23 protein-coding genes are annotated in these 23,494 nt (G+C 71.3%); 8 read left to right on the top strand and 15 right to left on the bottom strand.

Annotation, left to right across the window (positions count from 1 at the left end):
- Positions 1-28: 28 nt before the first annotated feature.
- The 4 genes from BMY89_RS06700 to BMY89_RS06685 form a co-directional block, all read right to left on the bottom strand.
- On the bottom strand, positions 29-1,537 hold the full coding sequence (locus BMY89_RS06700; protein ID WP_175510316.1) for a multicopper oxidase family protein: 1,509 nt from the start codon (positions 1,535-1,537) through the stop codon (positions 29-31).
- Between the two features lie 20 nt (positions 1,538-1,557).
- Complete coding sequence (locus BMY89_RS06695) at positions 1,558-1,788, bottom strand: hypothetical protein (protein WP_092376570.1); 231 nt, start codon at positions 1,786-1,788, stop codon at positions 1,558-1,560.
- Between the two features lie 132 nt (positions 1,789-1,920).
- Entirely contained in the window at positions 1,921-2,769 is an 849-nt protein-coding gene (locus BMY89_RS06690; RefSeq protein ID WP_092376567.1) for a YybH family protein, read from the bottom strand.
- A gap of 33 nt (positions 2,770-2,802) precedes the next feature.
- Positions 2,803-3,843, bottom strand: a complete 1,041-nt coding sequence (locus tag BMY89_RS06685) for a sigma-70 family RNA polymerase sigma factor (RefSeq protein WP_232521095.1) — start codon at positions 3,841-3,843, stop codon at positions 2,803-2,805.
- Positions 3,844-3,901: 58 nt separating this feature from the next.
- Between BMY89_RS06685 and BMY89_RS06680 the strand changes: the two genes are divergently transcribed.
- Positions 3,902-4,399 (top strand): DinB family protein, encoded by a 498-nt coding sequence (locus BMY89_RS06680; RefSeq protein WP_092376565.1) that lies wholly within the window; start codon positions 3,902-3,904, stop codon positions 4,397-4,399.
- 30 nt (positions 4,400-4,429) lie between these two features.
- On the opposite strand, the gene prfH is transcribed toward BMY89_RS06680, so the two are convergent.
- Together prfH and BMY89_RS06670 are read right to left on the bottom strand one after the other, a co-directional pair.
- Positions 4,430-5,038: a peptide chain release factor H gene (gene prfH, locus BMY89_RS06675; protein ID WP_092376563.1), complete on the bottom strand. Its 609-nt coding sequence runs from the start codon at positions 5,036-5,038 to the stop codon at positions 4,430-4,432.
- Positions 5,035-6,213, bottom strand: a complete 1,179-nt coding sequence (locus BMY89_RS06670; protein ID WP_092376560.1) for an RNA ligase RtcB family protein — start codon at positions 6,211-6,213, stop codon at positions 5,035-5,037. The genes prfH and BMY89_RS06670 overlap by 4 nt, the downstream gene beginning before the upstream one ends.
- Positions 6,214-6,478: 265 nt before the next feature.
- Here BMY89_RS06670 and BMY89_RS06665 point away from each other — a divergent pair, with 265 nt between their 5' ends.
- The gene (locus BMY89_RS06665) at positions 6,479-7,336 is read left to right on the top strand and encodes a DUF4253 domain-containing protein (protein ID WP_198413968.1); all 858 of its coding nucleotides are present in this window, start codon (positions 6,479-6,481) and stop codon (positions 7,334-7,336) included.
- 7 nt (positions 7,337-7,343) lie between these two features.
- On the opposite strand, the gene BMY89_RS06660 is transcribed toward BMY89_RS06665, so the two are convergent.
- Positions 7,344-8,195, bottom strand: a complete 852-nt coding sequence (locus BMY89_RS06660; protein WP_092377485.1) for an endonuclease/exonuclease/phosphatase family protein — start codon at positions 8,193-8,195, stop codon at positions 7,344-7,346.
- 158 nt (positions 8,196-8,353) lie between these two features.
- On the bottom strand, positions 8,354-10,702 hold the full coding sequence (locus BMY89_RS06655; RefSeq protein WP_092376557.1) for an AbfB domain-containing protein: 2,349 nt from the start codon (positions 10,700-10,702) through the stop codon (positions 8,354-8,356).
- Positions 10,703-10,862: 160 nt separating this feature from the next.
- Here BMY89_RS06655 and BMY89_RS06650 point away from each other — a divergent pair, with 160 nt between their 5' ends.
- Positions 10,863-11,885 carry a LacI family DNA-binding transcriptional regulator gene (locus BMY89_RS06650; RefSeq protein ID WP_232521094.1) on the top strand — a complete coding sequence of 341 codons (1,023 nt, stop codon included), beginning with the start codon at positions 10,863-10,865 and terminating at the stop codon, positions 11,883-11,885.
- Here the strand turns inward: BMY89_RS06650 and BMY89_RS06645 are convergent.
- Entirely contained in the window at positions 11,860-13,254 is a 1,395-nt protein-coding gene (locus tag BMY89_RS06645) for a short-chain fatty acyl-CoA regulator family protein (RefSeq protein WP_198413967.1), read from the bottom strand. The genes BMY89_RS06650 and BMY89_RS06645 overlap by 26 nt on opposite strands.
- Positions 13,255-13,471: 217 nt before the next feature.
- Here BMY89_RS06645 and aceA point away from each other — a divergent pair, with 217 nt between their 5' ends.
- Positions 13,472-14,743: an isocitrate lyase gene (gene aceA / locus BMY89_RS06640; RefSeq protein WP_092376552.1), complete on the top strand. Its 1,272-nt coding sequence runs from the start codon at positions 13,472-13,474 to the stop codon at positions 14,741-14,743.
- A complete protein-coding gene (gene aceB, locus BMY89_RS06635) occupies positions 14,740-16,350 on the top strand; it encodes a malate synthase A (RefSeq protein WP_092376548.1) in 1,611 nt (536 codons plus the stop codon). Before aceA ends, aceB begins: the two co-directional genes overlap by 4 nt.
- Before the next feature lie 99 nt (positions 16,351-16,449).
- Here the strand turns inward: aceB and sthA are convergent, their stop codons facing one another.
- Positions 16,450-17,853 carry a Si-specific NAD(P)(+) transhydrogenase gene (gene sthA / locus BMY89_RS06630; protein WP_092377480.1) on the bottom strand — a complete coding sequence of 468 codons (1,404 nt, stop codon included), beginning with the start codon at positions 17,851-17,853 and terminating at the stop codon, positions 16,450-16,452.
- 189 nt (positions 17,854-18,042) lie between these two features.
- On the opposite strand from sthA, the gene BMY89_RS06625 reads away from it, so the two are divergent.
- Genes BMY89_RS06625 through BMY89_RS06615 form a run of 3 tightly spaced genes read left to right on the top strand, consistent with a single transcriptional unit; the run spans position 18,043 to position 19,298 of the window.
- On the top strand, positions 18,043-18,609 hold the full coding sequence (locus tag BMY89_RS06625) for a hypothetical protein (protein WP_092376545.1): 567 nt from the start codon (positions 18,043-18,045) through the stop codon (positions 18,607-18,609).
- Positions 18,610-18,642: 33 nt separating this feature from the next.
- Positions 18,643-18,927, top strand: coding sequence for a metalloregulator ArsR/SmtB family transcription factor (locus tag BMY89_RS06620; protein ID WP_232521093.1), 285 nt, complete (start codon positions 18,643-18,645; stop codon positions 18,925-18,927).
- Positions 18,909-19,298: a VOC family protein gene (locus BMY89_RS06615; RefSeq protein WP_092376542.1), complete on the top strand. Its 390-nt coding sequence runs from the start codon at positions 18,909-18,911 to the stop codon at positions 19,296-19,298. The genes BMY89_RS06620 and BMY89_RS06615 overlap by 19 nt, the downstream gene beginning before the upstream one ends.
- On the opposite strand, the gene BMY89_RS06610 is transcribed toward BMY89_RS06615, so the two are convergent.
- From BMY89_RS06610 to BMY89_RS06590, 5 genes are all read right to left on the bottom strand, one after another.
- The gene (locus BMY89_RS06610; RefSeq protein WP_092376540.1) at positions 19,270-20,388 is read right to left on the bottom strand and encodes an LLM class flavin-dependent oxidoreductase; all 1,119 of its coding nucleotides are present in this window, start codon (positions 20,386-20,388) and stop codon (positions 19,270-19,272) included. The two genes, BMY89_RS06615 and BMY89_RS06610, sit on opposite strands and share 29 nt — an antisense overlap.
- On the bottom strand, positions 20,378-20,770 hold the full coding sequence (locus BMY89_RS06605) for an SCO5389 family protein (protein ID WP_092376537.1): 393 nt from the start codon (positions 20,768-20,770) through the stop codon (positions 20,378-20,380). The genes BMY89_RS06610 and BMY89_RS06605 overlap by 11 nt, the downstream gene beginning before the upstream one ends.
- A gap of 130 nt (positions 20,771-20,900) precedes the next feature.
- The gene (locus tag BMY89_RS06600; protein WP_092377475.1) at positions 20,901-21,581 is read right to left on the bottom strand and encodes a response regulator; all 681 of its coding nucleotides are present in this window, start codon (positions 21,579-21,581) and stop codon (positions 20,901-20,903) included.
- Between the two features lie 2 nt (positions 21,582-21,583).
- Positions 21,584-22,756, bottom strand: coding sequence for a sensor histidine kinase (locus BMY89_RS06595; RefSeq protein ID WP_232521092.1), 1,173 nt, complete (start codon positions 22,754-22,756; stop codon positions 21,584-21,586).
- A 7-nt stretch (positions 22,757-22,763) separates the two neighbouring features.
- A complete protein-coding gene (locus BMY89_RS06590) occupies positions 22,764-23,465 on the bottom strand; it encodes a DUF998 domain-containing protein (protein WP_092376531.1) in 702 nt (233 codons plus the stop codon).
- Positions 23,466-23,494 lie beyond the last annotated feature (29 nt).

Genomic DNA, 23,494 nt, shown 5'->3' with positions numbered 1-23,494 from the left:
ACGTTACCCGCCGAATTCCACGCCTGCCTCACCCGCCGTGCTGGTGGGTTGTCACGGCCTGCCGGACCAGGGCGCGGTCCGCCTCGGACACCGTGACGAACTGCCCCATCATGCCGGCGTCCTCGTGCGCGAGCAGGTGGCAGTGGAACATGTACGGGAATTCGGGATCGGAGTGCGGCAGGAACGACACGGCCAGATTCATGGTGCTGTTCGGCGCGACGTAGACGGTGTCCTTCACCCCGCGCAGATGCCCCGGCGGTGGTTCGCCGTCGATGTCGAGGACGTGGAAGGACGCTCCGTGCACGTGAAAGTTGTGCGGGATCGCCTGGTTGTTGATGATTTCCCAACGCTCGACCGATTCACTGGCGACCACCCGGTCGAGCCGCTGCATGTCCATCGTCTGACCGTTGAAGGTGAAGTCACCCATCTCCAGCCGGAACGGCTCGCCGCTGGGCCTCGGCGCCGCGGGCGGCGCGCCCAGCGCCGCGGGCAGGGCGGCGGAGGGCCGCAACGCGTCGGCGGCCAGGAACCTGATGACATCGTGCTCGTCGCCCCCACCGGCCAGCCTCGCGTACGCGAAGTTCGCCCCCAGCGGCGCCGGAAAGCTCTTCAGGATCACGTCGTCGCCGGGCCGGAATCGGACCACGATCTCGGCACGTTCCCCCGGGGACAGCATGATCCGCTCCATCGGCTGCGGCACCTGCGACAGGCCGCTGTCACTGGCGATCAGGGTGAACTCCCGGTCGTCGGCGAAACCGAAGTGAAAGATCCGGGCGTTGGCGGCGTTGAGCAGTCGCAGGCGGACCAGCTCGGTGGTCACCCTGAAGTGCGGGTCGTAGGTGCCGTTGACCACGATCTTGTCTCCGAGCAGGCCGGTGATGGCGAGACCGCCGAAGTTCATCCGGGACGTGTCGAGGGTGCCGTCGTCCTTGATCTTCTTGTCCTGGACGATCAGCGGAACGTCGTCCACGCCGTAGCGCTTGGGCAGCGGCAGGGCGTCTGCGTCCGGGTCGTCCACGATGAACAGGCCGGCCACGCCGCGGTAGACGTGCTGCGCTGTCACCTCGTGCAGGTGCGGGTGGTACCAGAGAGTCGCGGCGGGCTGGTTGATCGTCCAGTACGGCTGCCAGGTGGCCCCCACCCCGATGGGATTGTGCGGGCCACCGTCCATCTCGGCGGGCAGATGCATGCCGTGCCAGTGCACCGTGGTCTGCTCGGGCAGGCGGTTGCGCACGTCCACCGCCACCCGCTGCCCGCGCCGAGCCCGCAGCGTGGGCCCGAGGTAGGGGCCGTTCGCCCCCCAGGTGGCGGTGCGCGTGCCGGGCAGGAACTCGGTGTACGCCTCGCCCAGTTCGAGCCGGAACCGCTTGCGCCCGTCGCTGTCGACGGTGGGGTCGAGCAGCGGCGGGATCTTCAGCGCGTTGCGGAAGGACAGGTTACCGGCGTTGCCCCGGTCGGAGTCGACCCAGAGCCACCCCACGAAGCCAGCGGCCGGCGTGACCAGCACGATCCCGGCCGCCGCGAGGCTCTTGATCACCGTACGGCGCCGTGGCGCCCTCATCGGCGGGCCCGGCCGAGCTGACTCCAGACCATCATCACCAGGCCCACCGTCAGGGCCCACCAGCCGACGAGCACCTCCGGCATCGGCACCAGCCCCGGGTCCTCCAGCCACACGTCGAGCGGGACGAAGAACAGCCCAAGGTTGAAGACGATGCCGAGCAGGGCCACGGCCAGCCCGCACCACAGTAGGGGTCTGCGCAGCCGGGGCCGCGTCGGATCGTCACTCATCGTTGCTCCTCGCCGTCTCGCTTCCGGGTGCGATTCGACGCTAGGCAAGGGTGAACTCCCCGACATCCGCTGGTGGGAGTCGATTTCCTACTCCCGTCGGTGTACCCGGGCAGCAACGGGTGCGCCGGCGGGTCAGGGACGAAGGTCGGTCCGGGCGGCACCGGTGGCCGGGTCGTACGGGTAGGACAGGTGCTGGTGGATCAACTGCCAGGCACCGTCGCGCCGGGCGAAGACCCGGGTGCCGCGCGACCAGCTCTGCACGCCGGGGCCGCTGGGCGGGGCGACCCGAATCCGGTTCAGGCCCCAGGCCACGGCGAGATCGCCGTCGACCACCAGGGTCTGGTCGGGCACGTCCCAGTCGACGTCGCCCGCACCGGCCGCGTCCAGACCGGCCGCGCAGACCGCCCGTACCGCCGCCTCACCGACGTACCGCAGCGGCTGGTCGTGTTCGTAGGACACCACGTCGGCGGCGATCGGCGCCATCAGGGCGTCCAGGTCCTTCGCGGCCGTGGCGGCGAACCACCGCTGGTGCAGCCGGTGTAGCTCCCGTTCGTCAGCAGCGCGATCGCGGGCCGGTTCGGTGGTGGAGTCGAGCGGGAAGGAGTGGTGTTCGTGGGTGACGACCCACCGGCCGTCGCGCCGCCGCAGGCCGAGAGTCAGACGTAGCCGCCGGTCGGGGTCGTCGGCGAAGTCCTCCTTCGTGCCGCAGCGCAGCAGGGCGTACGCGTACGCCACGTCATCGCCGGCGGTCACGTCCAGCGACTCGATCTCGAACGAAGCGCCCTGTGCCTGCCACCGCAAGAACGGCGGCCAGCTCTCGCGGTAGGCGGCCAGGCCGCGTACACCCTGCTGCGGCGGCGGCACGTCGAACATCACGATGTCCTCGTCGTGGTCGGCGAGGACGGTGCTGAGGTCGCCGTCGTGTACCGCCGTGGCCCAGCGTTCGATCAGGGCCCGGATCTGTTCCTCGTTCGTCGTCATGCTCGGCTCGGTCCCTTCGGGTTGATGACTCCGTCAGGGGTACAACCCGGCGCGGGCAGCGAACTCATCGCTCGCCACCGGATCAATTTCGGTGAGCCGGATGGGCAGGCCGAAGGCGGCGAAGGGCGCGTCGAGGAACGAGACCACCTCGGCCACCCGTGCGCCGCGCAACGTGAGCACGTCCAGGCCCGCCGGCAGGTAGTAGCCCCGGTCGTCGTCCCAGAGGTACGTACCGAACGCGAGCTGCCCGTTCGCCCGCGTCGGCCGGAACCGCCAGCGACGCCCGAGCAGCGCCTCGGCGAGGAACCCGCGGATCGCCTCGCGGCCCGAGTACCAGACCGGCAGTGGCGGCATCGAGTACCGCGCGTCGTCGGTCAGCATCGCCACGATGGTCTCGACGTCCTGAGCCTCCCAGGCCGCCGCGTACCGCCGGGCCAGATCCCGCTGTGCCGCGGTGCCCAGAGCGTGCAGGGTCGCCCGCTGGGTGTGCCCGGGCAGCCGTCCGGCCAGGACCGAGCGGGCCCGTTGCAGCGCGCTGTTGACCGCGGCGACCGTGGTGTCCAGCAGGTCGGCGACCTCGACTGACGGGTAGCCGAGCACCTCACGTAGCAGCAGGACGGCCCGTTGCCGTGCCGTGAGGTGTTGCAGGGCCGCGATGAACGCCAGCTCCACGCTCTCCTGGGCGATCACCCGAGCCGCCGGATCCGACGTCGTCGCGCCCGGCACCTGGTCCGGGTACGGCTCCAGCCATGCCGCCTCGGCCAGCGGCGTGCCGGCCGGGCTGAGGTCGGTGGGCAGCTCCCGCCGGCCGCGCCGCTCGATGATGGTCAACGCCCGGTTCGTGGCGATCCTGTAGAGCCAGGGCCGGATCGACTCCTGGTCGTCGAGCCGGGGCAGGTTCCGCCAGGCCCGGTCCAGGGACTCCTGGACCGCGTCCTCCGCGTCGTGCATCGAACCCAGCATCCGATAGCAGTACCCGCGCAGCTCGTCGCGCAGCGGCCCGACCAGCCGGCCGAACGCCTCGCCATCACCACCCCGGGCCGCCAGAAACAGATCCGTGCCGCTCGACTCCATCGGTGGACCGTAGCGGTCGCCCGTTGCCGGGCGCAGCCGCTTCTGGGATGCTCCGGCCATGCCTTCCCTGCCGCAGAGCTCCGCCGAGGACGTTCTCCACGAGCCGATCCGGGCCCAGTTCGAGGCGTTCCTCGACCAGCACCGCGCCATGCTCAACGGCTGTCTCGACGGGCTGACCGAGGAGCAGGCCCGCCGATCGTTGGTGCCGTCGCGCACCACCCTGCTGGGGCTGGTGAAGCATGCTGCCTTCGTGGAGACGGTCTGGTTCGACGAGGCGGTGACCGGCCGGTCGCGCGCCGAGATCGGCATCCCCGCGACGCCGGACGAGTCGTTCGTCCTCGACGACACCGACACCGTCGAGAGCGTCCAGCGGGCGCACCGGGAAGCCTGCGTGGCGTCCCGACGCGCCACGGCGAATCTGGACCTGGACGACCTGTTGCCCGGCAACCGGCGCGGCCCGATCCCGCTGCGCTGGGTCTACCTGCACGTGCTGCGCGAACTCGCGCAGCACGGCGGGCACGCCGACATCCTCCGCGAGCAGATCCTCGCCGACTGACGCCGCGCCGCGCCGCGCCGCCTGCCGGCCTCAGGGGCGTTCGATCCGGATCGGGTTGCCGCGTACGAGCTGGTCATGGAGGTGCCAGCGGCCGTTGGCCGCCGTACGGGTCGCGGCCTCGTCGGTCTGATCGAGGCGCTCACGCAACAGTCGCAGCGCGATTCGGCGGTTGAGACTGAACTGCCGCTCGGCGTCGACCACGATCACGGTTCCAGTGGGGCGGTGGGTCGCCCGCACCGCCGTGCTGGCCTTGTCTCGGTGCTGGCCGCCGGGTCCGCCGGTGCGGCAGGCGACGATGTCGACATCCGTCTCCAGGAACCGCGTGCGCTGGGTCTCCACCCGGCAGGGTTGGGCGCTCACGTACCAGTTCTTACGGCCGGTGCCGGCCCGGTAGGGACTCGGTGACTGCCAGCACAGCGTTCCCGTCCACCCGCTCGCGAACTCCTCGGCACCGGCACCGGAGATCTCCACCAGGACCGACCGCCAGGTGCCCGGGCCGTGACCGGGGACGGTCTCGATCCGGCGGGTGGCCAGACGCCGCCGTACCGCCTCGGCCTCCAAGCGGTGCAGCAGCCGAGCCAGCGCCCAGGCACACTCCCGCGGGCCGCGGCCGGCGGACATGACCAGGTGGACGCTCACCGCCGGCCCCGCCTGCGCCGCTCGTCGCGCCCTGACCCGATCCCGAGGTCGGCCGTCTTGTACGTCACCAGGGGCACGGTGGTGGCCACGGGCGTGGCCATGCCGTGCGCGACCAGGTCACCGATCACCTGCTCGATGCGCTTGTAGGCCGTCGGCGCCTCCTCGAAGAGGAGTTGACGGTCGCCGCACACCACCAACGATCCCGCCGGCGTACGACGTAGCTCCTCGACCGTGTGTTTGGCGCGGCCCCGGCGCAGGGCGTCGGCGCGCGACATCTTGCGGCCGGCGCCGTGCGCCACCGAGTGGTTGGCCTCCGGGCCGGCGTGCGCGGCGACCAGGTAGGACGGTGTGCCCCGGGTGCCGGCGACCAGCACGTCCCGGCCGTCGCCCGGTGCTGCTCCCTTGCGGTGCAGGTAGCCCCCGTCGCGGACCTCGACCAGGTTGTGGCACTCGTCGACGATCGGGTCGGTCGGCTCGGCGCCCAGCGCGTGAGCGACGCGGGCGGCCATCACGCGCCGGTTGAGCGTCCCCCACCGCACCGCCTCGTCGTGTCTGGAGAGGTAGGCGGCTGGATCCGCGGCGGGACCGGCGCCGTGCACCTCGGTGTGCTCGCGGAGGATCTGTTCGCCCAGCCCGCGTGAACCGCTGTGCACGACGAGCACGAGGTGGCCGACGGCGAGCCCGAGGCGGTTCGCGTGCTCGGGCGCGAAGACGGTGCCGACCCGGGCCAGCTCCACGAAGTGGTTGCCCCGACCAACTGTCCCGAGGCCATCGAGGTGACCGGCGGGAACATCGCCCGTCACGACCGTCCAGGCCGGGTCGTCGGCGTCCCGTTCCGGGTCGAGCGGACGGTCGAGGTCGGGGAACCGGCCGGCCAGCCGCTCGGGGACGGGACGCTTGATCTTGATTGGGAACACCGCGATGCCGCAGCCGATGTCGGACCCCACGAGGAACGGGTACAGCACCGTGGAGTCCATCGCGGCGCCGATCGGGGCGCCCTTTCCGGGGTGCAGGTCCGGCATGGCGGCGACGTGGCGCATGCCGTCGAGGGCGGCGACCTGATGACACTGTGCGACGGCGTCGGACTCGATCCAGCTGGTGGGGGAGGCGAAGACGGTGATCGTGGCAGGGGCGGACGCCGGCAGGCATGCCTGCCGGCGGTGCGGCTGAGACAAGGACGTTCTCTCCAAAGGGGCGGACGGTACGGACGGCGTCACGGACACGGCTCGGCACCGAGGATCCTCGGCGCAACGCTGGTGCGGCTCGTCAGTACGTCATGCGCACACTCTTTCGGTCCGGTCCGTCCGGGGCAACCGACTTTCCGCATTGCCGGCGTCCGCCGACAGCGCATCCGTGCGGTGTCGCCATCTCGTCTGCCGCCCGAAGTGGACCGGCCTGTCTCTGACCGGTTGTCGGAGCTGACCGATATCCTTCCGCCTCGTGACATCGCAGCTGAACGAGATGCCGTCCGACCTGCGGGAGCTGTTCGCGGGGACGGACGCGGCCCCGCGCACGCTGTCCGTGCCGCTCCCGGCTGGCCGTGCGGTGCGCGGCGACGAGGGCGACGCCGAGCGGCCCGCACTGTGGCTCTCCGACGATCCCGCGCCGGCCGGGCTGTGGCCGCGGTTGCGCGCGGCGCACCGGCAGTCCGGGTTGTGGCCGTTGCTGCTGGACGGCTACGACGGCGAACCATCGCGCCCCTGGGCGGCCGGCGAGTTCTGGCCGGACCGCGTCTCGTCGCCGGCGGAGCATGATCCGGAGCGGCTGCTCGCCGGCTGGTGGGCCGCCCAGACGGCCCCCTACGACGGCGACGACCAGCTGTCCAACGAGCGGCGGCTCGCGGTGACCGCCCCGTACGGTCAGGACTGGCCCGGGCTGGCCGTGGCCGCCGAGCCCTGGGTGGCGCCGGAGCAGCACGCCGACCACTGGGCCGAGCAGCTGTCGCAGGCTCAGCCCGCGATGCGGCTCGGACTGGTCGCTGCGGGCCGGGGCAGTGACGCGTTGGCCGTGCTCGGCTGGCAGGGCGCGATCAACCACACCAACGACACCGCCCAGCTCTCCGCCGTGCTGCGCAGCTGGGAGGACCGGTTCGGGGTCCGGGTGATCGGTGTCGGTTTCGCCGAGCTGTACCTGAGCGTCGCCGCGCCGCCGACGGACACCGACGAGGCGCTGCGGGTGGCCGCCGAGCACTTCGCGTTCTGCCCGGACAACGTGTGGCAGGGGCAGCGACCGTGCACGCTCGCCGCCTACGCCGACCGCCTGATCGACGCGCCGACCTGGGCGTTCTGGTGGGACTGACGGCGGCTCAGTGGGAGAGGTCGCCTGGTCCGGGGATCGCGAGGGTGACCAGGAACGCCGCGTGATCGGTCGTCCGGTCCATGCTGATCGACCTGCTGTCGCGGATCGTGACGTCGGCCGTGGCCATGAACTGCTGCACCCCACCGTCGTGCAGGTGCAGGTGGTCCGCCGGCACGCAGGACCGCACGTCGGGTGTGCCGCCGTACCGCAGGTTGAGGTCGCCGCTGACCACCGTCGGCTGGTAGCGGTGACGGGAGTGCAGCGCCGGGATGGCGGTGCCGAGCAGGTGCCCGCACTGGGCCAGCGCCAGCGTCGAGCTGGTGTACGCCAGGTGCGTGGTGCACGCGTAGTAGACGGTGGTGGCGTCGACGCAGAGCCAGGCCCGCTGCTCGGGATCCGCCGGATCCTGCGCCGGGTAGATCCCGGCGTGCACCTCGTGGCCACGGTAGGGCGCCGCGACGTGCGCGAGCACTCCGACGCCGTACTGCTCGCCGTTGACGCAGCGGTAGGGCTCGCCGGTGCGGCCGTTGCGCGCCGGCTGGAAGGCGGCCACCACGGTGCCGTCGTGTGCCTGTCGCATCGCCTGCTCCAGCGTGTCCACGTCGCCGGAGCAGATCTCGTTGAGGGTGACGATGTCGGGGCGCTCGCTGCCGATCACCTCGGCGGCGCGAGCCACCGACCGACCCGTGTAGCAGCCCTTCGCCATGCCGCTGTTGCACAGGTTCAGCTGCAGCACCCGCAGCTGGGTGGGGCCGGTCGCGTCCGACCCCGAACAGCCGACCAGCAGCGCGGCGACCGAGACCAGGCAGACGGCGGCGGCGACCAGCGGGCGCGGGACGCGGGACGGACGAGAAGCCATGCACCTGCCCTGCACTCGCGGAGGGGCTGAAAGTGTATCCGTACCGCCAGGCCTGACGGTCCCGTCGTGACGGCCCGTGATCATGGTCTTCGGGCCGCGTGTGCGGCCCGCGCCCGGACCGGCACCGGTGGCTGGTCCGGGCGCGTTCGACGGATCGGTCAGGGCGCCCAGGGCGCCGCGACGTTCCAGGTGCTGTCGGCCGCCCAGAGCGCGGGCGTGTTGTACGCGCCGCCGCCGGCGCCGTTGCTCAACCAGACCTCCGAGTTGTGGTGGCGTAGGAACGAACCCCGGAAGTTGTACGACTCCAGCGACACTCCGTTGCCGGTGAGCCCGGTGCGGGCACACCAGGTGGCGTCGGCGCGCAGCAGCGCGGAGCCGTCGTTCGGTGAGTTGCGGACCCGGGACTCGGCGTGGCGCAGGTACTGGCCGGGATAGTTGACCGACTCGAAGGAGTAGCACGACGGATCGGCCAACCCGGGCCGGATCGTGTAGGTCGCGTCGCCCTTGAGCAGTGCCGGGCTGGCCGCGGTGACCACCTCGGTGTAGGCGAGGCTGTTCTGGTGCCGCAGGTACCGCTGGGTGTGCCCGGGGGTGGTCACCTGGAGGGATCGGCGGCTGTTCAACGGCAGCGCGACCGGCTGCCGGGGGCTGATCGAGCGGGACGCGTGGACCAGTGCCAGGTTCGCCGCCCGGACCCGGGCCTCGTCCATCTTGACCACTCGGCGGTCGTAGCTGAGGAAGCCGTTCAGCTCGCCTTCCAGGTCGGTGATCTCGGTGTACACGGAGGCGCTGAGGCCGGTGCCGATCATCAGATTCTGGGTGCCCTGGACCAGCCCGACGTACCGGTCGGTCAGCGCCGTGGAGTTGGGCTGCCACTCGTAGGCGAAGAAGCCGCCGCTCGGGCTGTACTCGTGTCCGGGTACCCGCAGTCCCAGGCCACCGAACTCGCCGAGCACGGCGATTCGCGAGGTCGACGGTGCCGGGGAGGCGGGGCCCAGATACACGTGCCAGTCGTCGATGTCCCCGTTGCCCGGGTCGCCGAGCGACTGGCAGCAGTTGTGGCCGCTGTGCACGTTCACCAGCCGGGTCGGATCCTGGTTCTTGACGTTCTGCCCGACCCGCCGGGTGTCGGCGAGGGACCGCTCGCCCCAGCCCTCGTTGTAGACGGTGTAGGCGACCACCGAGGGGCTGCTGCGATGCTCGTCGACGATCTCGCGTGCCTCCAGCTCGAACTGGGCCTGCTGGGCATCGGTGGCGTCGACCTCCTGGGCGGTCAGCGACGGTATGTCCTGCCAGACCAGCAGCCCGAGGCGGTCGGCGTGGTAGAACCAGCGCTGCGGCTCGACCTTGATGTGTTTGCGGACCATGTTGAACCCGAGGTCCTTGTGTTTCTGCAGGTCGAAGGCGAGTGCCGCGTCGGTGGGCGCGGTGTAGAGGCCGTCGGGCCAGTAGCCCTGGTCCAGCGTGCCGGCCTGGAAGACGAACTGCCCGTTGAGCAGGGGACGCAGCACGCCGCCGACCATCCCGGTGGTGATCTCCCGCATGCCGAAGTAGTGCGTGGTCCGGTCCACCTGCGTGCCACCCGGGTTGCGTAGCGTGACCCTCAGGTTGTAGAGGAACGGGTCGTCCGGCGACCAGCGGCGGGCGGCGGGCACCGGCACACTGAACTCGGTCAGACCGCCGGTGGCGGTGCCGACCACGGTGCCGCCGTGCAGCGCCTCGGCGAGCACGCTGTGCCCGCCGGTCTCGCCACGGGTGTGTACCCGCACCCGCAGGGTGTTGGTGGCGAGATTCGGGTAGGTGTCGACGCGGCTGATCGAGGCGGTCGGTACGGGTTCCAGCCAGACGGTCTGCCAGATGCCGGAGACCGGGGTGTAGAAGATTCCGTTCGGGGTCCTGGTCTGTTTGCCGATCGGCGGGAGGCTGCCGTTCTGTCGGCTGTCGGTGGGGTCCCAGACCTTGACGACGATCTCGTTGGTGCCGCCGGTGAGGTGGCCGGTGATGTCGAAGCTGAACGCGTCGTAGCCGCCGCTGTGCGTGCCGGCCTGGGCGCCGTTGACCCAGACCGTGGTCTGCCAGTCCACCGCGCCGAAGTGCAGCAGGGTCCGGCGGCCGGACCAGCCGGCCGGCACGCTGAAGGTGCGCCGGTAGAACAGGTAGTGGCGGTTGTCGTTGGCAGCCCGCTGCACGCCGGAGAGCGCGCTTTCGACGCCGAACGGCACGTTGACCCGCTCGGGCAGGTCGGTGTTGAACTGTGGGGCGTCGTTGGTGGCGGACTGGCGCAGTTGCCACTCGCCGTTGAGGTTGAGCCAGTCGGGTCGGGTCATCTGCGGTCGTGGGTACTCCGGCAGCGGCGTGCCGGCGAGCGCCTGGCTGGTCCAGGGCGTGGTCAGCGGGGGTGTCTTCGGCGGGACCGCCTGGGCGGCGGAGACCGGGGCGAGCAGGCCGGCCAGCACGATCAGCGCGGCCAGCGGGGACAGGATGCGGATGCGTACGTGACGTGTCATGCCGTCTCCGATGTGGACGGACAGCCGCGAGCGGGATGATGGACCGACGCGACTCCGGTGGTGGAAGCATCGACGAGCGCTTCTATAACGTTATAGAGGCATCTCCGGGCGGTAGTCAATAATTGGCGTCGATGCGTGCGGTGGGAGGTGGCGGGTGGGCGTGAGCCTGAAGGACATCGCCGAGCGGGCCGGGGTCTCGCTGGCCACGGTCTCCAATGTGGTCAACGGGTACCGACCGGTCGGCGAGCGGAGCCGGCAACGGGTGCAGCGGGCGATCGACGAACTCGGCTACACCCCCAACCTCAGCGCCCGGCACCTTCGCCGGGGCCGCACCGGGCTGATCGCCCTGGCCATCCCGGAGCTGACCAACCCGTACTTCGCCGAGCTTGCCGAGATCGCCATCCGGGAGGCCGGTCGCCACGGTTACACCCTGGTCATGGAGAACACCGCCGCCGCGTACGACGCCGAGCTGTCGCTGCTCAACGGTGCCCAGCGGCACGTCATCGACGGGCTCATCTTCGGCCCGGTGCGCGTCGGCCGCGACGAGGTGCTGGCCCGCACCAGCGACACGCCCCTGGTGCTGATCGGCGAGGGGGTCCACGACGTTCCCCACGACCACATCGCCATCGACAACGTCGCCGCCAGCCGCCGCGCGGTCCAACACCTGATGGAACTCGGCCGTCAGCGCATCGCGTTCATCGGCGCCCGCGTCGGTGACGAGAGCCAGGCGGCCCACCTGCGGCTGCGCGGCTACCGGGCCGCGCTGACCGAGGCGGGACTGCCGTACCGCCCGGAGTTGGTGGCGCTCACCGCCGGGTTCGGCCGGCACGACGGCGTACGCGCCATGCGGAACCTGCTGGCCCTCGACGAACCGCCCGACGCGGTGTTCGGCTACAACGACCTGATCGCCATCGGTGCGGTGCGCGCGGTGCTGGAGGCCGGCCTCGGCGTGCCGGCGGACATCGCCGTGGTCGGGATCGACGACATCGAGGAGGGCAGGTTCGGCACACCGACCCTGACCACCATCGCCCCGGACAAGGAGAAGATCGCCCACCTGGCCGTGCGCCGGTTGGTCGCCCGCATCGAGGGCGCGGCGGTAACCGGGCCGCTCGCCCTGGCCACGCCGTTCCGCCTGGTCCCTCGGGAGACCACCGGGTTCAGTTCCGCAGCGGGTACGGGATGAAGGTGCTGCGGTTCTCGTCCACGTCCAACTGCCGGCTTATCGGCGGGGCGGCCCGCTGCGGGCAGGTCATCCGCTCGCAGGTCTTGCAGCCCGGCCCGATCGGCGTCGCCGCCTCGGCCGCGTGCAGGTCCATCCCGGTGGAGTAGACCAGCCGGCTGGCGTGCCGGGTCTCGCAGCCCAGCCCGATCGCATACACCTTGCCGGGCTGGCCGTAACCGCCGTGGTGTCGGGTGATCGTGCGGGCGATCCACAGGTAGCGCTGCCCGTCCGGCATCGCCGCGACCTGGGTCACCACCCGACCCGGCGAGCCGAACGCCTCGTAGACGTTCCACAGGGGGCAGGTGCCGCCGGTGCGGGAGAACGGGAAGCCGGTGGCGGACTGGCGTTTCGACATGTTGCCGGCCCGGTCGACCCGGACGAACGAGAACGGCACTCCGCGCGCCCGGGGGCGTTGCAGGGTGCTGAGCCGGTGGCAGACCGTCTCCCAGCCCATCGCGTAGTGCTGGGTGAGCAGGTCGATGTCGTAGCGGCGCTGTTCGGCGGCGGCGAGGAAGTGCTCGTACGGCAGGATCAGCGCCGCCGCGAAGTAGTTGGCCAGACCGACCCGGGTGAGGATCTGGGTCTGCGCGTCGTCGAACTTCTCCGACTCCACGATCTCGTCGATGACGTCGGCGAACTCCAGCAACGCGATCTGCGCGGCCATCCGCATCGCCTCCTGCCCGGCGCGCAGCGACGTGGACAGGTGCAGGGTGCGGGTCTGCGGCCGGTAGCGGTGCAGTTCGCCGCCGAGCGCGGCGGCGTCCTCGCGGGCGACGCGTACCCCGTGGCGCTGGGCCAGCCGGTCGCGCAGCAGGGCGCGGACCTCGCCACGACGCAGCCCCATCCGCGCGGCCAGCCGTTCGGCCTCCTCGTCCAGGTCCGGCACGTAGTTCTGCCGGCGGTAGAAGAACTCCGTCACCTGGTCGTGCGGACTGCGGCCGACCCGCTCGCGGTCGCCGACCAGCTCGGCGAGCTGCTCGTCGGCCTGCTGGTAGCGGCGGTGCAGCTCGATGACGGCCGCGGCGACCTCGGGCAGCCGGGTGGCGAACTCGGTCAGCTCGGCCAGGCCGGCCCGGCCGGGCAGCGCCTCGCGCAGCCCGGTGACCAGGCGTGGGGTGTCGTGGGCGGCGAACACGGTCGGGTCGACGCCGAACAGCTCGGTGATCCGCAGCAGCACCGGCACGGTCAGCGGCCGGCTGTCGTGCTCGATCTGGTTGAGGTAGCTCGGGGAGATGCCGAGGTGACGGGCCAGCTCCGTCTGGCTGAGCCCGCGCTCCTCGCGCATCCGGCGCAGCCGGGCGCCGGCAAAGGTCTTGGCGATCGCCCTCACCTCCCTGCTCCGCGGAACCGGATCCGGCCACATTAGCACTGCTGCGAATGGAGGCTTTCACAACTTGGCAAAAGCGCTCGTTGACTTTTCAATAATTGGCTTCTTCCGTCTCTCGACCCGTCCCGTCGGCCGTGTGACCGTGGGCTGCACACCGGAGGCTCGGCGTTGGCGCAGTGTCACCGGGGTGCCGACGAAATCCGAAGGGAATGAGAAAACGATGGTTACCGCGGTCGAGCAGTTGCGTCACGATTGGGACACCAACCCCCGCTGGCGGGGAGTGCAGCGCAGCTACCGCGCCGAGGACGTGGTGCGGTTGCGCGGCGCGATCCAGGAGGAGCACACCCTGGCCCGGCACGGGGCCAACCGGCTGTGGCGGCTGCTGAACAGCGAGGACTACATCCACGCCCTCGGCGCGCTCACCGGCAACCAGGCGGTGCAGATGGTCCGGGCCGGCCTCAAGGCGATCTACCTCTCCGGCTGGCAGGTGGCCGCGGACGCCAACCTGGCCGGGCACACCTACCCCGACCAGAGCCTCTACCCGGCCAACTCGGTGCCCGCGGTGGTGCGCCGGATCAACAACGCCCTGCTGCGCGCCGCCCAGATCACCACCGCCGAGGGGGACACCTCGGCGATCGACTGGCTGGCCCCGATCGTCGCCGACGCCGAGGCCGGCTTCGGCGGCGTGCTCAACGCGTACGAGCTGATGAGCGCGATGATCGCGGCCGGCGCCGCCGGTGTGCACTGGGAGGACCAGCTCGCCTCCGAGAAGAAGTGCGGCCACCTGGGCGGGAAGGTGCTCATCCCCACCGGTCAGCACATCCGCACCCTGGAGTCGGCGCGGCTCGCCGCCGACGTGGCCGGCGTGCCGACCGTGGTCATCGCCCGCACCGACGCCCAGGCCGCCACTCTGCTCACCACCGACGTCGACGAGCGGGACCAGCCGTTCGTCACCGGTGAACGCACCGCCGAGGGCTTCTACCGGGTCCGCAACGGCGTCGAGCCGTGCATCGCCCGGGGCCTGGCCTACGCCCCGCACTCCGACCTGCTGTGGATGGAGACCAGCACGCCGGACCTGGAGGTGGCCCGCCGCTTCGCCGAGGCGATCAAGGACCAGTACCCGGATCAGCTGCTCGCCTACAACTGCTCGCCGTCGTTCAACTGGCGCAAGCACCTCGACGACGCGACCATCGCCAAGTTCCAGCGCGAACTCGGCCACATGGGGTACAAGTTCCAGTTCATCACGCTGGCCGGCTTCCACGCGCTCAACTACTCGATGTTCGACCTGGCCCGGGGCTACGCCGCCGACGGCATGCCGGCTTACGTCTCCCTGCAGGAGCGGGAGTTCGCGGCCGAGGCAACCGGCTACACCGCGGCCAAGCACCAGCGCGAGGTGGGTACCGGCTACTTCGACCTGATCAGCACGGTGCTCAACCCGGCCGGCGAGACCACCGCGCTGCGTGGCTCCACCGAGGAGGAGCAGTTCTCATGAGACACGAGATCATCGGCCCGATGGCGGAGCGGTTCGACGAGGTCCTCACGCCCGACGCGCTGGCCTTCCTGGTCGCGCTGGACAGCGAGTTCGCGGCCCGCCGGGTCGCCCTGCTGGACACCCGCCGGGCGCGTCGGGACCGGTTCGCCACCGGTCAGCTGCCCGACTTCCTTCCCGAGACCGCCGACCTTCGCGCCGACCCGAGCTGGCAGGTGGCGCCGCCCGCGCCGGGCCTGCTGGACCGGCGGGCGGAGATCACCGGCCCGCCCGACCGCAAGATGACCATCAACGCGCTGAACTCCGGCGCCAAGGTCTGGCTCGCCGACTTCGAGGATGCCACGGCCCCGACCTGGCACAACATCATCAGCGGGCAACTCAACCTGATCGACGCCCTGGACCGCCGGATCGACTTCACCGACGCGCGCGGCAAGCGGTACGCGCTCGGCGACGAGCTGGCCACCATCGTGGTCCGGCCGCGCGGCTGGCACCTGGTGGAGAAGGGGATCGTGGTGGACGGGCGGCCGATCTCGGCCAGCCTGGTCGACTTCGGGCTGTACTTCTTCCACTGCGCCCGCCGCCAGCTCGCCGCCGGTGCCGGACCGTACTTCTACCTGCCGAAGCTGGAAGGCCACCGCGAGGCGCGGCTCTGGAACGACATCTTCGTCTTCGCCCAGCACTACCTGCACCTGCCGCAGGGCACCATCCGGGCGACGACGCTGATCGAGACGATCACCGCCGCGTTCGAGATGGAGGAGATCCTCTACGAGCTGCGCGAGCACTCGGCGGGGCTGAACGCCGGCCGGTGGGACTACATCTTCAGCATCATCAAGAACTTCGGGCAGTGGCCGGACTTCGTCCTGCCGGACCGGTCCGAGGTGACCATGACCGTGCCGTTCATGCGCGCGTACACCGAACTGCTGGTGCGGACCTGCCACCGCCGCGGCGCCCACGCGATCGGCGGGATGGCCGCCTTCGTGCCGGCCCGCGACCCGGAGGTCAACGCGCTCGCCCTGACCCGGGTGCGGGCGGACAAGCAACGGGAGGCCGGCGACGGTTTCGACGGTTCGTGGGTGGCCCACCCCGGACTGGTGGAGACCTGCCGCGAGGTCTTCGACGCGGTGCTGGGTGAGCGCCCGAACCAGATCGACCGGCGCCGCGACGACGTCGAGGTCACCGCCGGCGACCTGCTCTCCGTCGACAAGACCCCGGGCCAGGTCAGCGAGGCGGGCGTGCGCGCGAACATCGCGGTGGCGCTGTGCTACATCGACGCCTGGCTCGGCGGCGCGGGCGCGGTGGCGCTGTGGAACCTGATGGAGGACGCGGCCACCGCCGAGATCGCCCGCTGCCAGGTCTGGCAGTGGCTGCACCACCGCACGCCGCTGGCCGGCGGTGGTTGCGTCACCGACGAACTGGTCCGGTCGATGCTGGCCGAGGAGTTGGCCACGCTGACCGAGGGACGTGTGGACACCGAGCGGGAACGCGCCGAGCAGGCCGCGCGGATCGTCGAGGAGACCGCGCTCGGCGAGGACCTGCCGTCGTTCTTCACCACCGGCGCGTACGCCCGACACCTCGGCCCCGCCCGGGAGCCGGCCATGGCGGCCCGTTAAGCGGCAACCACCCGCGTTGTTTCGATCTACTGCGTGCCGGGGACGGCGGCGGCCACGACCGGCTGCCGCCGTCCCCGCGGGTACGCCCTCGGGGTGTCCTCAGCCGTCGATCCGGGTGATGTTGCGGATCTTGTTGGAGGCGTCCAGGGCGGCCACCTTGTACGCCTCGGCCAGGGTCGGGTAGTTGAAAACCGTGTCGACCAGGTAGTCGACGGTCCCGCCGCAGCCCATCACCGCCTGCCCGATGTGGACGATCTCGGTGGCTCCGGTGCCGAAGACGTGCACGCCGAGCAGTCGACCGTCGCCCGGTGCGACGAGCAGCTTCAACATCCCGTACGAGTCACCGACGATCTGGCCGCGCGCCAGCTCGCGGTAGCGGGCGATGCCCACCTCGAACGGCGTGGCGCTGTCGGTCAGCTGCTCCTCGGTCTTCCCGACGAAGCTGATCTCCGGAATCGTGTAGATGCCGATCGGCTGCAACTCGTGCATCGGACGGTCCGGTTCGCCGCAGGCGTGCTGCGCGGCCAACCGTCCCTGCTCCATGGAGGTGGAGGCGAGCGCCGGGAACCCGATCACGTCGCCGACCGCGTAGATGTTCGGCACCGCGGTGCGGTAGTTCGCGTCGACCTCGATCCGGCCGCGCCGGTCCGCCGCCAGCCCGGCCGCCTCCAGGGCCAACCCGTCGGTCTGGCCCTGCCGGCCGGCCGAGTACATGACGGTGTCCGCGACGATCTTCTTGCCGCTCTTGAGGATGCACAGCGCAGCACTCTGGTGTTTCTCCACCGCGGCGACCTCCTCGCCGAAGCGGAACGTCACGGAGAGGTCGCGCAGGTGGTACTTCAGCGACTCGATGATCTCCTCGTCGCAGAAGTCGAGCATCCGCTCCCGGCGCTCGACCACGGTGACCTTGGTGCCGAGCGCGGCGAACATCGAGGCGTACTCCATGCCGATCACGCCGGCGCCGACCACCACCATGCTGCGGGGTACGGCCTGCAGGTTGATGACGCCGTCGGAGTCCACGATCGTGCGGTCGTCGAAGTCGACGCTGTCCGGGCGGGCGGGTCGGGTACCCGCTGCGATGATGGCCTTGTCGAAGGTGACCTTGGATTCGCGCCCGGAGCCGCCGTCGACCCAGACCGCGTGCGGGTCGGCGAACCGGCCGGTACCGGTGATCATCGCGATCCGGTTGCGAGCCAGTTGGTTGCGGATGACGTCGGTCTGCCGGTTGATCACGTGCTGCGTCCGGGCGGCCAGGTCACTGACCGTGATCTCGTCCTTGACCCGGTAACTGCTGCCGTAGAGGTCCCGCTGGCTGAGGCCGGTCAGGTAGAGCACGGCCTCACGCAGGGTCTTGGACGGGACGGTGCCGGTGTTGATGCACACCCCGCCGATCATGTCGCGTCGTTCCACGAGGCCGACCCGCCTGCCCAGCTTGGCGGCGGCGATCGCGGCCTTCTGGCCGCTGGGGCCGGAGCCCAGTACCAACAGGTCGTAGTCATACACGATCACTAGCCTCGCAAGATGTCGCGGCCCGCGCCAGGCCTGCCGTCCATGCGGGATCCGACCTTAACCTCGCCGGAACAATCGCGCCGGTCCTGCGCCGCCGATCAGGTCCCCGGCCGCTCGCGTCCCGCCGCCGCGCCCGCCGCCCCGGGTGGCGAGGACCGCCGGTGGCGTGGTTACCCTGCGGCGGTGGAGGTCGGTGCGGACTGGGAGCGGTTGGCGGTGTCGCTGGCCGACCGACTCGACACGGTCGCTTTCAGCGACCTGACCACGGACCAGGTCACCGCCAGGCTGATCGACGTGGTGGTCGGCTGGGCCCAGGAGCGGGGCTGGCGGGTCTATCGACGCGCGTCCAGCGTGCTGCCGCTGCCGCCGCCGATGTCCGCGCAGCATTCGGTGCTCGACGTGGCCTGTGCCCGCCCGGACGGGCCGCCGGTGGTGGTCGAGGTCGATCACGGTACGCGTCGCCGCACCTGGGAGAAGCTGCTCGCCGAGGCCGAGGCCGGACGGGTTCCCCTCTGGGTGCGTTGGGGTGCCGGCCGATTCATCGCGCCACCCCCACCCATCCTGATGGTGACCTGTGAGGTGACCCGGCGGCCCGACCCGGCCGGCGGGGGTCAGGTGTACAGCCGCCTGCCGCGCACCGAGAAGCTGCCACCCGCGCACTCCGTCGCGCAGGTCGGCCAGGTGGCCGCCGTCGAGCTGCCCCTGCCCCCGCCGGGCGGGAGCACATCGCCGCCAGCCCCGACCGCTTGACATGCAAGCGGACGCTTGCCTATTGTTCCGGTGGTGGGTGACGTGTACAAGGCGCTGGCTGACCCAACGCGGCGTGCCATCCTCGACGAGTTGCAGGACCGCAGTGGGCAGACGCTGTTCGAGCTCTGCGCCCGCCTGACGGGGAAGGGGTTCACCTCGACGCGGCAGGCCATCTCCCAGCACCTCGCCGTCCTGTCCGACGCCGGTCTGGTGGTGATCCGCCGCGAGGGCCGGTACGTGTTTCTCGATCTTGATATGTCACCACTCGAGCAGATCTACCGACGATGGAGGGTGGGACCGTGCGTATCGGACACATGAGCATCCTGGTCGACGACCAGGAGAAGGCGTTGACGTTCTACACCAGCGTGCTCGGCTTCACGAAGAAGACCGAGATCCCGCTGGGGGAGTACCGGTGGTTGACCGTGGTGTCCCCGGAGGATCCCGACGGTGTGGAGATCGTGCTGGAGCCCGACCAGCACCCGGCGGCGGCCACCTACAAGAAGGCGTTGGTCGCCGACGGGATCCCCTACACCATGTTCGGCGTGCCGGACGTGGCCGCCGAGTACGAGCGGTTGACCGCTCTGGGGGTGACCTTCACCCAGGAGCCGTTGAGCATGGGCGGCATGACGACCGCGGTCTTCGACGACACCTGCGGCAACCTCATCCAGATCGCGGCCCCGCAGTCCTGACCACGCTCGGCGATGAGGTGCGCCTCATCGCCGACGCTGGTGGCGCACGGCGCGGTGCGAGGTCGAGCACCGTCGTGGCCAGTCGTTCGATGTTGTCCAGGGTGGGTTCGCGGCCGCCGACCGCCTCCACCATGAACAGCAGGTGCCGTACGCCCGGCAGGGCCGCGGCCCGCGCGACGGCCTGCCGGCAGCGGCGTGGTGAGCCGACCGGGTGGATGTCGATCAGATGCCGCACGTAGTCGGCCGGATCCCGTTGCCCGGCCGGCGCGCCGTCCAGGCGGACGTACTCCCCGACGCCGGCCAGCAGCGGCAGCAGCCCGGCGCCTACCGCCTGCGCTGCGGCCTCGTCGGTCTCCGCCACCTGGGCGAGGTGGGCGCTGGCATGATCGATGCCGGTGAGGTCGTGGCCGTGCGAGACGGCCGTCCGCGCGTAGCGGTCGAGCAACTCCGCCTTCTCGGGCAGGTCGGCGTGCAGGCCGAGCAGCAGCGGCAGGCCGTGCCGTGCCGCGAGGTCGACCGTGCCGGCCGAGGTCGCGGCGACCCAGACGGGCAGCCGGCCGGTCGGCCGGGGCACCACCGGTACCGGCCGGAACGGGAAGCGGCTGTTGCCGCCGACCGTGGGCTGGCCGGACAGCCACCGGGTCAGCAGCTCCAGCGACTCGGCGAACCCCTCGTGGAACCGGTCCAGCCCGGTGCCGAAGACCTCCAGGTCGACCCAGGGGCCGCCGCGGCCGACACCCAGCCGGAACCGGCCGCCGGACAACTCGTGCAGCACCGCCGCCTCCTCGCCCAGCGCGACCGGGTGGCGGTTGGACAGAATGCATGCGGCGGTGCCGACCTCGATGCTCCGCGTCGCGCCGAGCAGGTGCGCGGCGAACGTGACCGCCGACGGGCACACCCCGTAGGTGATGAAGTGGTGCTCGGCGATCCACACCCCGTCGAACCCGGTGAGCTCGGCGGCCCGGCCGTAGTGGTGGGCGTTGGTCAGGGCGGCGGCGTGGGTCTGGCCGGGTCGCTGCCCGGCGAGCAGGAACAGGTGCGTGCGTACGCCCCGTCCGGCCCGCCGGGCCTCGGTCGGATCAGCAGTCACGCAGCTCGGGTGACTGGTTGAGCAGTTGACCTCGAACGGAGGTGAATCGGCGGTAGGCGTCGGAGTCCACCGCGGACGGTCGGAACGCCGCGACCCGGTGACAGTTCTGGAAGGCCAGCTTCACGCCGAAGTGCCGCTCCAGGCTGGCCCGGATAGCGTCGCTGGCCAGGGCGCGCAGCAGCTGCCCCCGGTCCGCCTCACTCGGTGGCGGGATCTCGTTGTCGGCGAAGTCGGCGTCGGACCCGGCCAGGTCCGACGCCACCCGACTGACGGTCTGCCAGGCGTACGGCAGCGACTCCCGGACGCAGGCCACGAACGACTCGTCGTCGACCGGCCCGGACTCGGCGGCCCGCAGCAGGTCAGGCGGCACGGTGAGAGACATGCTCCTCCTCAACTAACGATCACGGTTGTCATTACCGCTACCGTCTGAGCACATCACGTCACTGTCGGCGGTGTCAATGCCCGCCACACCAGCCGCATGCGGGCTCGCCGGGTTGCTCGGTCGCGCCCGGTCACTCCGTCGCGGGGAACTCGCCCGGCCGGACCAGACCCGCCTCGTACGCCAGGATCACCAACTGGACCCGGTCACGGACGCCGAGCTTGCCGATTGCGCGGGTGATGTGGGTCTTCGCGGTCAGCGGGCTGATCACCAGCCTCCGGGCGATGTCCTCGTTGGACAGGCCGGTCGCGACCAGCCGCACGACGTCCCGTTCCCGGTCGGTCAGCGCCGCGAGCCGCGTCCCGCCTCCGCCTCCGGCGACCGGCCGGTGCGCGAACTGGTCGATGACGCGCCGGGTAACGCCGGGGGAGAGCAGAGCCTCGCCCGCCGCGACCACCCGGACCGCGTGGCGCAACCCGCTCGGGTCGACCTCCTTGGTGAGAAAGCCGCTCGCGCCGGCGGCGAGCGCGGCGAAGACGTGGTCGTCGGTCTCGAAGGTGGTGAGGATGACGACACGGCAGCCGCTCAACTCCTGGTCGGCCACGATCTGCCTGGTCGCCGCGATCCCGTCCAGGCCCGGCATCCGGATGTCCATGAGTACGACGTCGGGTCGCATCACCCTGGCCGCCCGGACCGCCTCGTCACCGGTGGACGCCTCCCCGGCCACCACGATGCCTCGATCCCGTTGCAGCAGACTGCGGAATCCGGCCCGGACCAGGTGCTGGTCGTCGGCGAGCAGGACGGAGATCGTCATGGTCAGCACACCACCGGCAGGACAGCCCGCACCAGGAAGCCGCCGTGGTCGGCGGGCCCGGCCGCCAGGGAGCCGCCCAGCGCCTCGACCCGTTCCCGCATCCCGGCGATGCCGTGACCCCCGTCGGTTGACCTCGCCGAGCCGTCATCGGTGACGGCGACGGTGAGCTGCGCGGGCGCGTACCGGAGGGTGACCACGACCCGCGAGGCGCGGGCATGACGGACCGTGTTCGTCAACGCCTCCTGCACCACCCGGTACGCGGCCAGCGCCACCGGGGTCGGCACGTGTGACCGATCGCCCGCCTCGTCCAGCGTCACCGCCAGGCCCGTCATCCGCACCTGATCGATCAGCGCGGCCAGGCCGTCCAGCTGGGCCATGGGTGAGTCGACACCAGCCGTGGTGTCGTCCCGCAGGACACCGATCATGGCCTTCAGGTCGGTCATCGCCCGGCCGCGCACGTCCTGCGCCAGCCGCAACGCGTCACGGGCCTCGCCGGGCGCGGAATCGACCGTGTCCAGCGCCACGTTGAGGTGTACGCCGACCACGGCGAGCGTGTGTGCCACCACGTCGTGCAGCTCGCGGGCGATGCGTACCCGCTCCTCCGCGCGCCGCCGGCCAGCCTGGAGCTCCCGTTCGTGCTGCGACTGCCGCAGCCGTGCTGCCACCTCGTCCCGCCAGCGCCGACGGTTGCGATAGGCCATGGTGCCCGCCACCACGACGGCCAACCACAAGGTCTCGCCGCCGAGCTGCCCGGCGACCCACTCCGGGGTGTGCCCGCCGACCGTCGACTCCCAACTGGCGGCATAGGTGAGGAAGGCAGCCCCGATCAGCGTGGCCCAGCCGGCACGTCCGGCCAGCACGACCCCGGCGAAGGCGACGGTCGCCGGCCAGACCCAGCCGGTGTCGACGAGACCGGCGCTCCGGTAGGCCGCCACGGTCGCGATCGACGCGAGCAGTGTGCGGACTGGCCACCGGGTACGCAGCAGCACCAGTGCGGCCAGGATCTGCGCCAGCGGCAGCGCCCCGGCCACCGTCACACTGCCGCCGGCCAACGCCACTCCGGCCGGCACCCCGACGGCCGTGGCCGCCGCCAGGAGTGCGGTGACCGCCCACGCCTGCCCCAGTGTGCGCGCCGCGCCCCCCAGGTACGCCATCGCCGCGCCTGCTCCCACCATCAGTCGATTATGCGGCCCGGGTCATTCGGCGTAGCCCGGTCGCGGCGACCGCGAGCCACCCCACGTCCGCCCAGAGCATCACCCGCTCGGTCAGGCCGACCACGGTGTGTTGGGACCCGATCGAGAGGTTGGGGCCGACCATCACGTCGACCCAGGTGACCATGAAGACGGCGAAGGCGGCCAGCACCAATGCCCTGGCCACCCGCAGCGCCGGACCGGCCGCCTGCCATCGCGGCTGCTGCCGCCACGCCCGGGTGAGCAGCACCGCGGCCACCGGCAGCGCCAGGAAGGCGGCCAGCCCGCCCACCCCGTGCACCAGGCCAGCCGTGGACGGCGGCCGATCCCACTGGCCTGGTGGGTCGGCCGGGAACACCCCGGCCACGAGCATGCCCAGCGCCCAGACACCGAGCATCCACCGGCCGATCCGCCCGGCCCGGCTGGTCCGGTTGAATTCGGCGGACAGCTTGATCAGCATCGCCGACGCGCCGGCGATGGTCACGCCGGCGACCGTTATCAGCCAACCGGCCCGACCGTGCACGAAGTGACTGGCCATGTGTTCGACCCAGCTCCACTGTGGGTTGACGGCGTCGGCCACGGCGATCGCGGCCAGCGCCAGGACCAGGCCAGCGAGCGCGGCGTCGGCGGCGAGGCGCGAACGCGGCGACCGCCTCGCTCCGGCCGGGACGGCGGGCAACTCGGAAGTGAGCATCGGTACCTCCTTGGTGGCGTGTGCCGAAA

This window comes from Micromonospora phaseoli (assembly GCF_900109115.1).
Taxonomy (GTDB): domain Bacteria; phylum Actinomycetota; class Actinomycetes; order Mycobacteriales; family Micromonosporaceae; genus Micromonospora; species Micromonospora phaseoli.
This window is presented reverse-complemented; position numbering and strand designations above follow the sequence as displayed.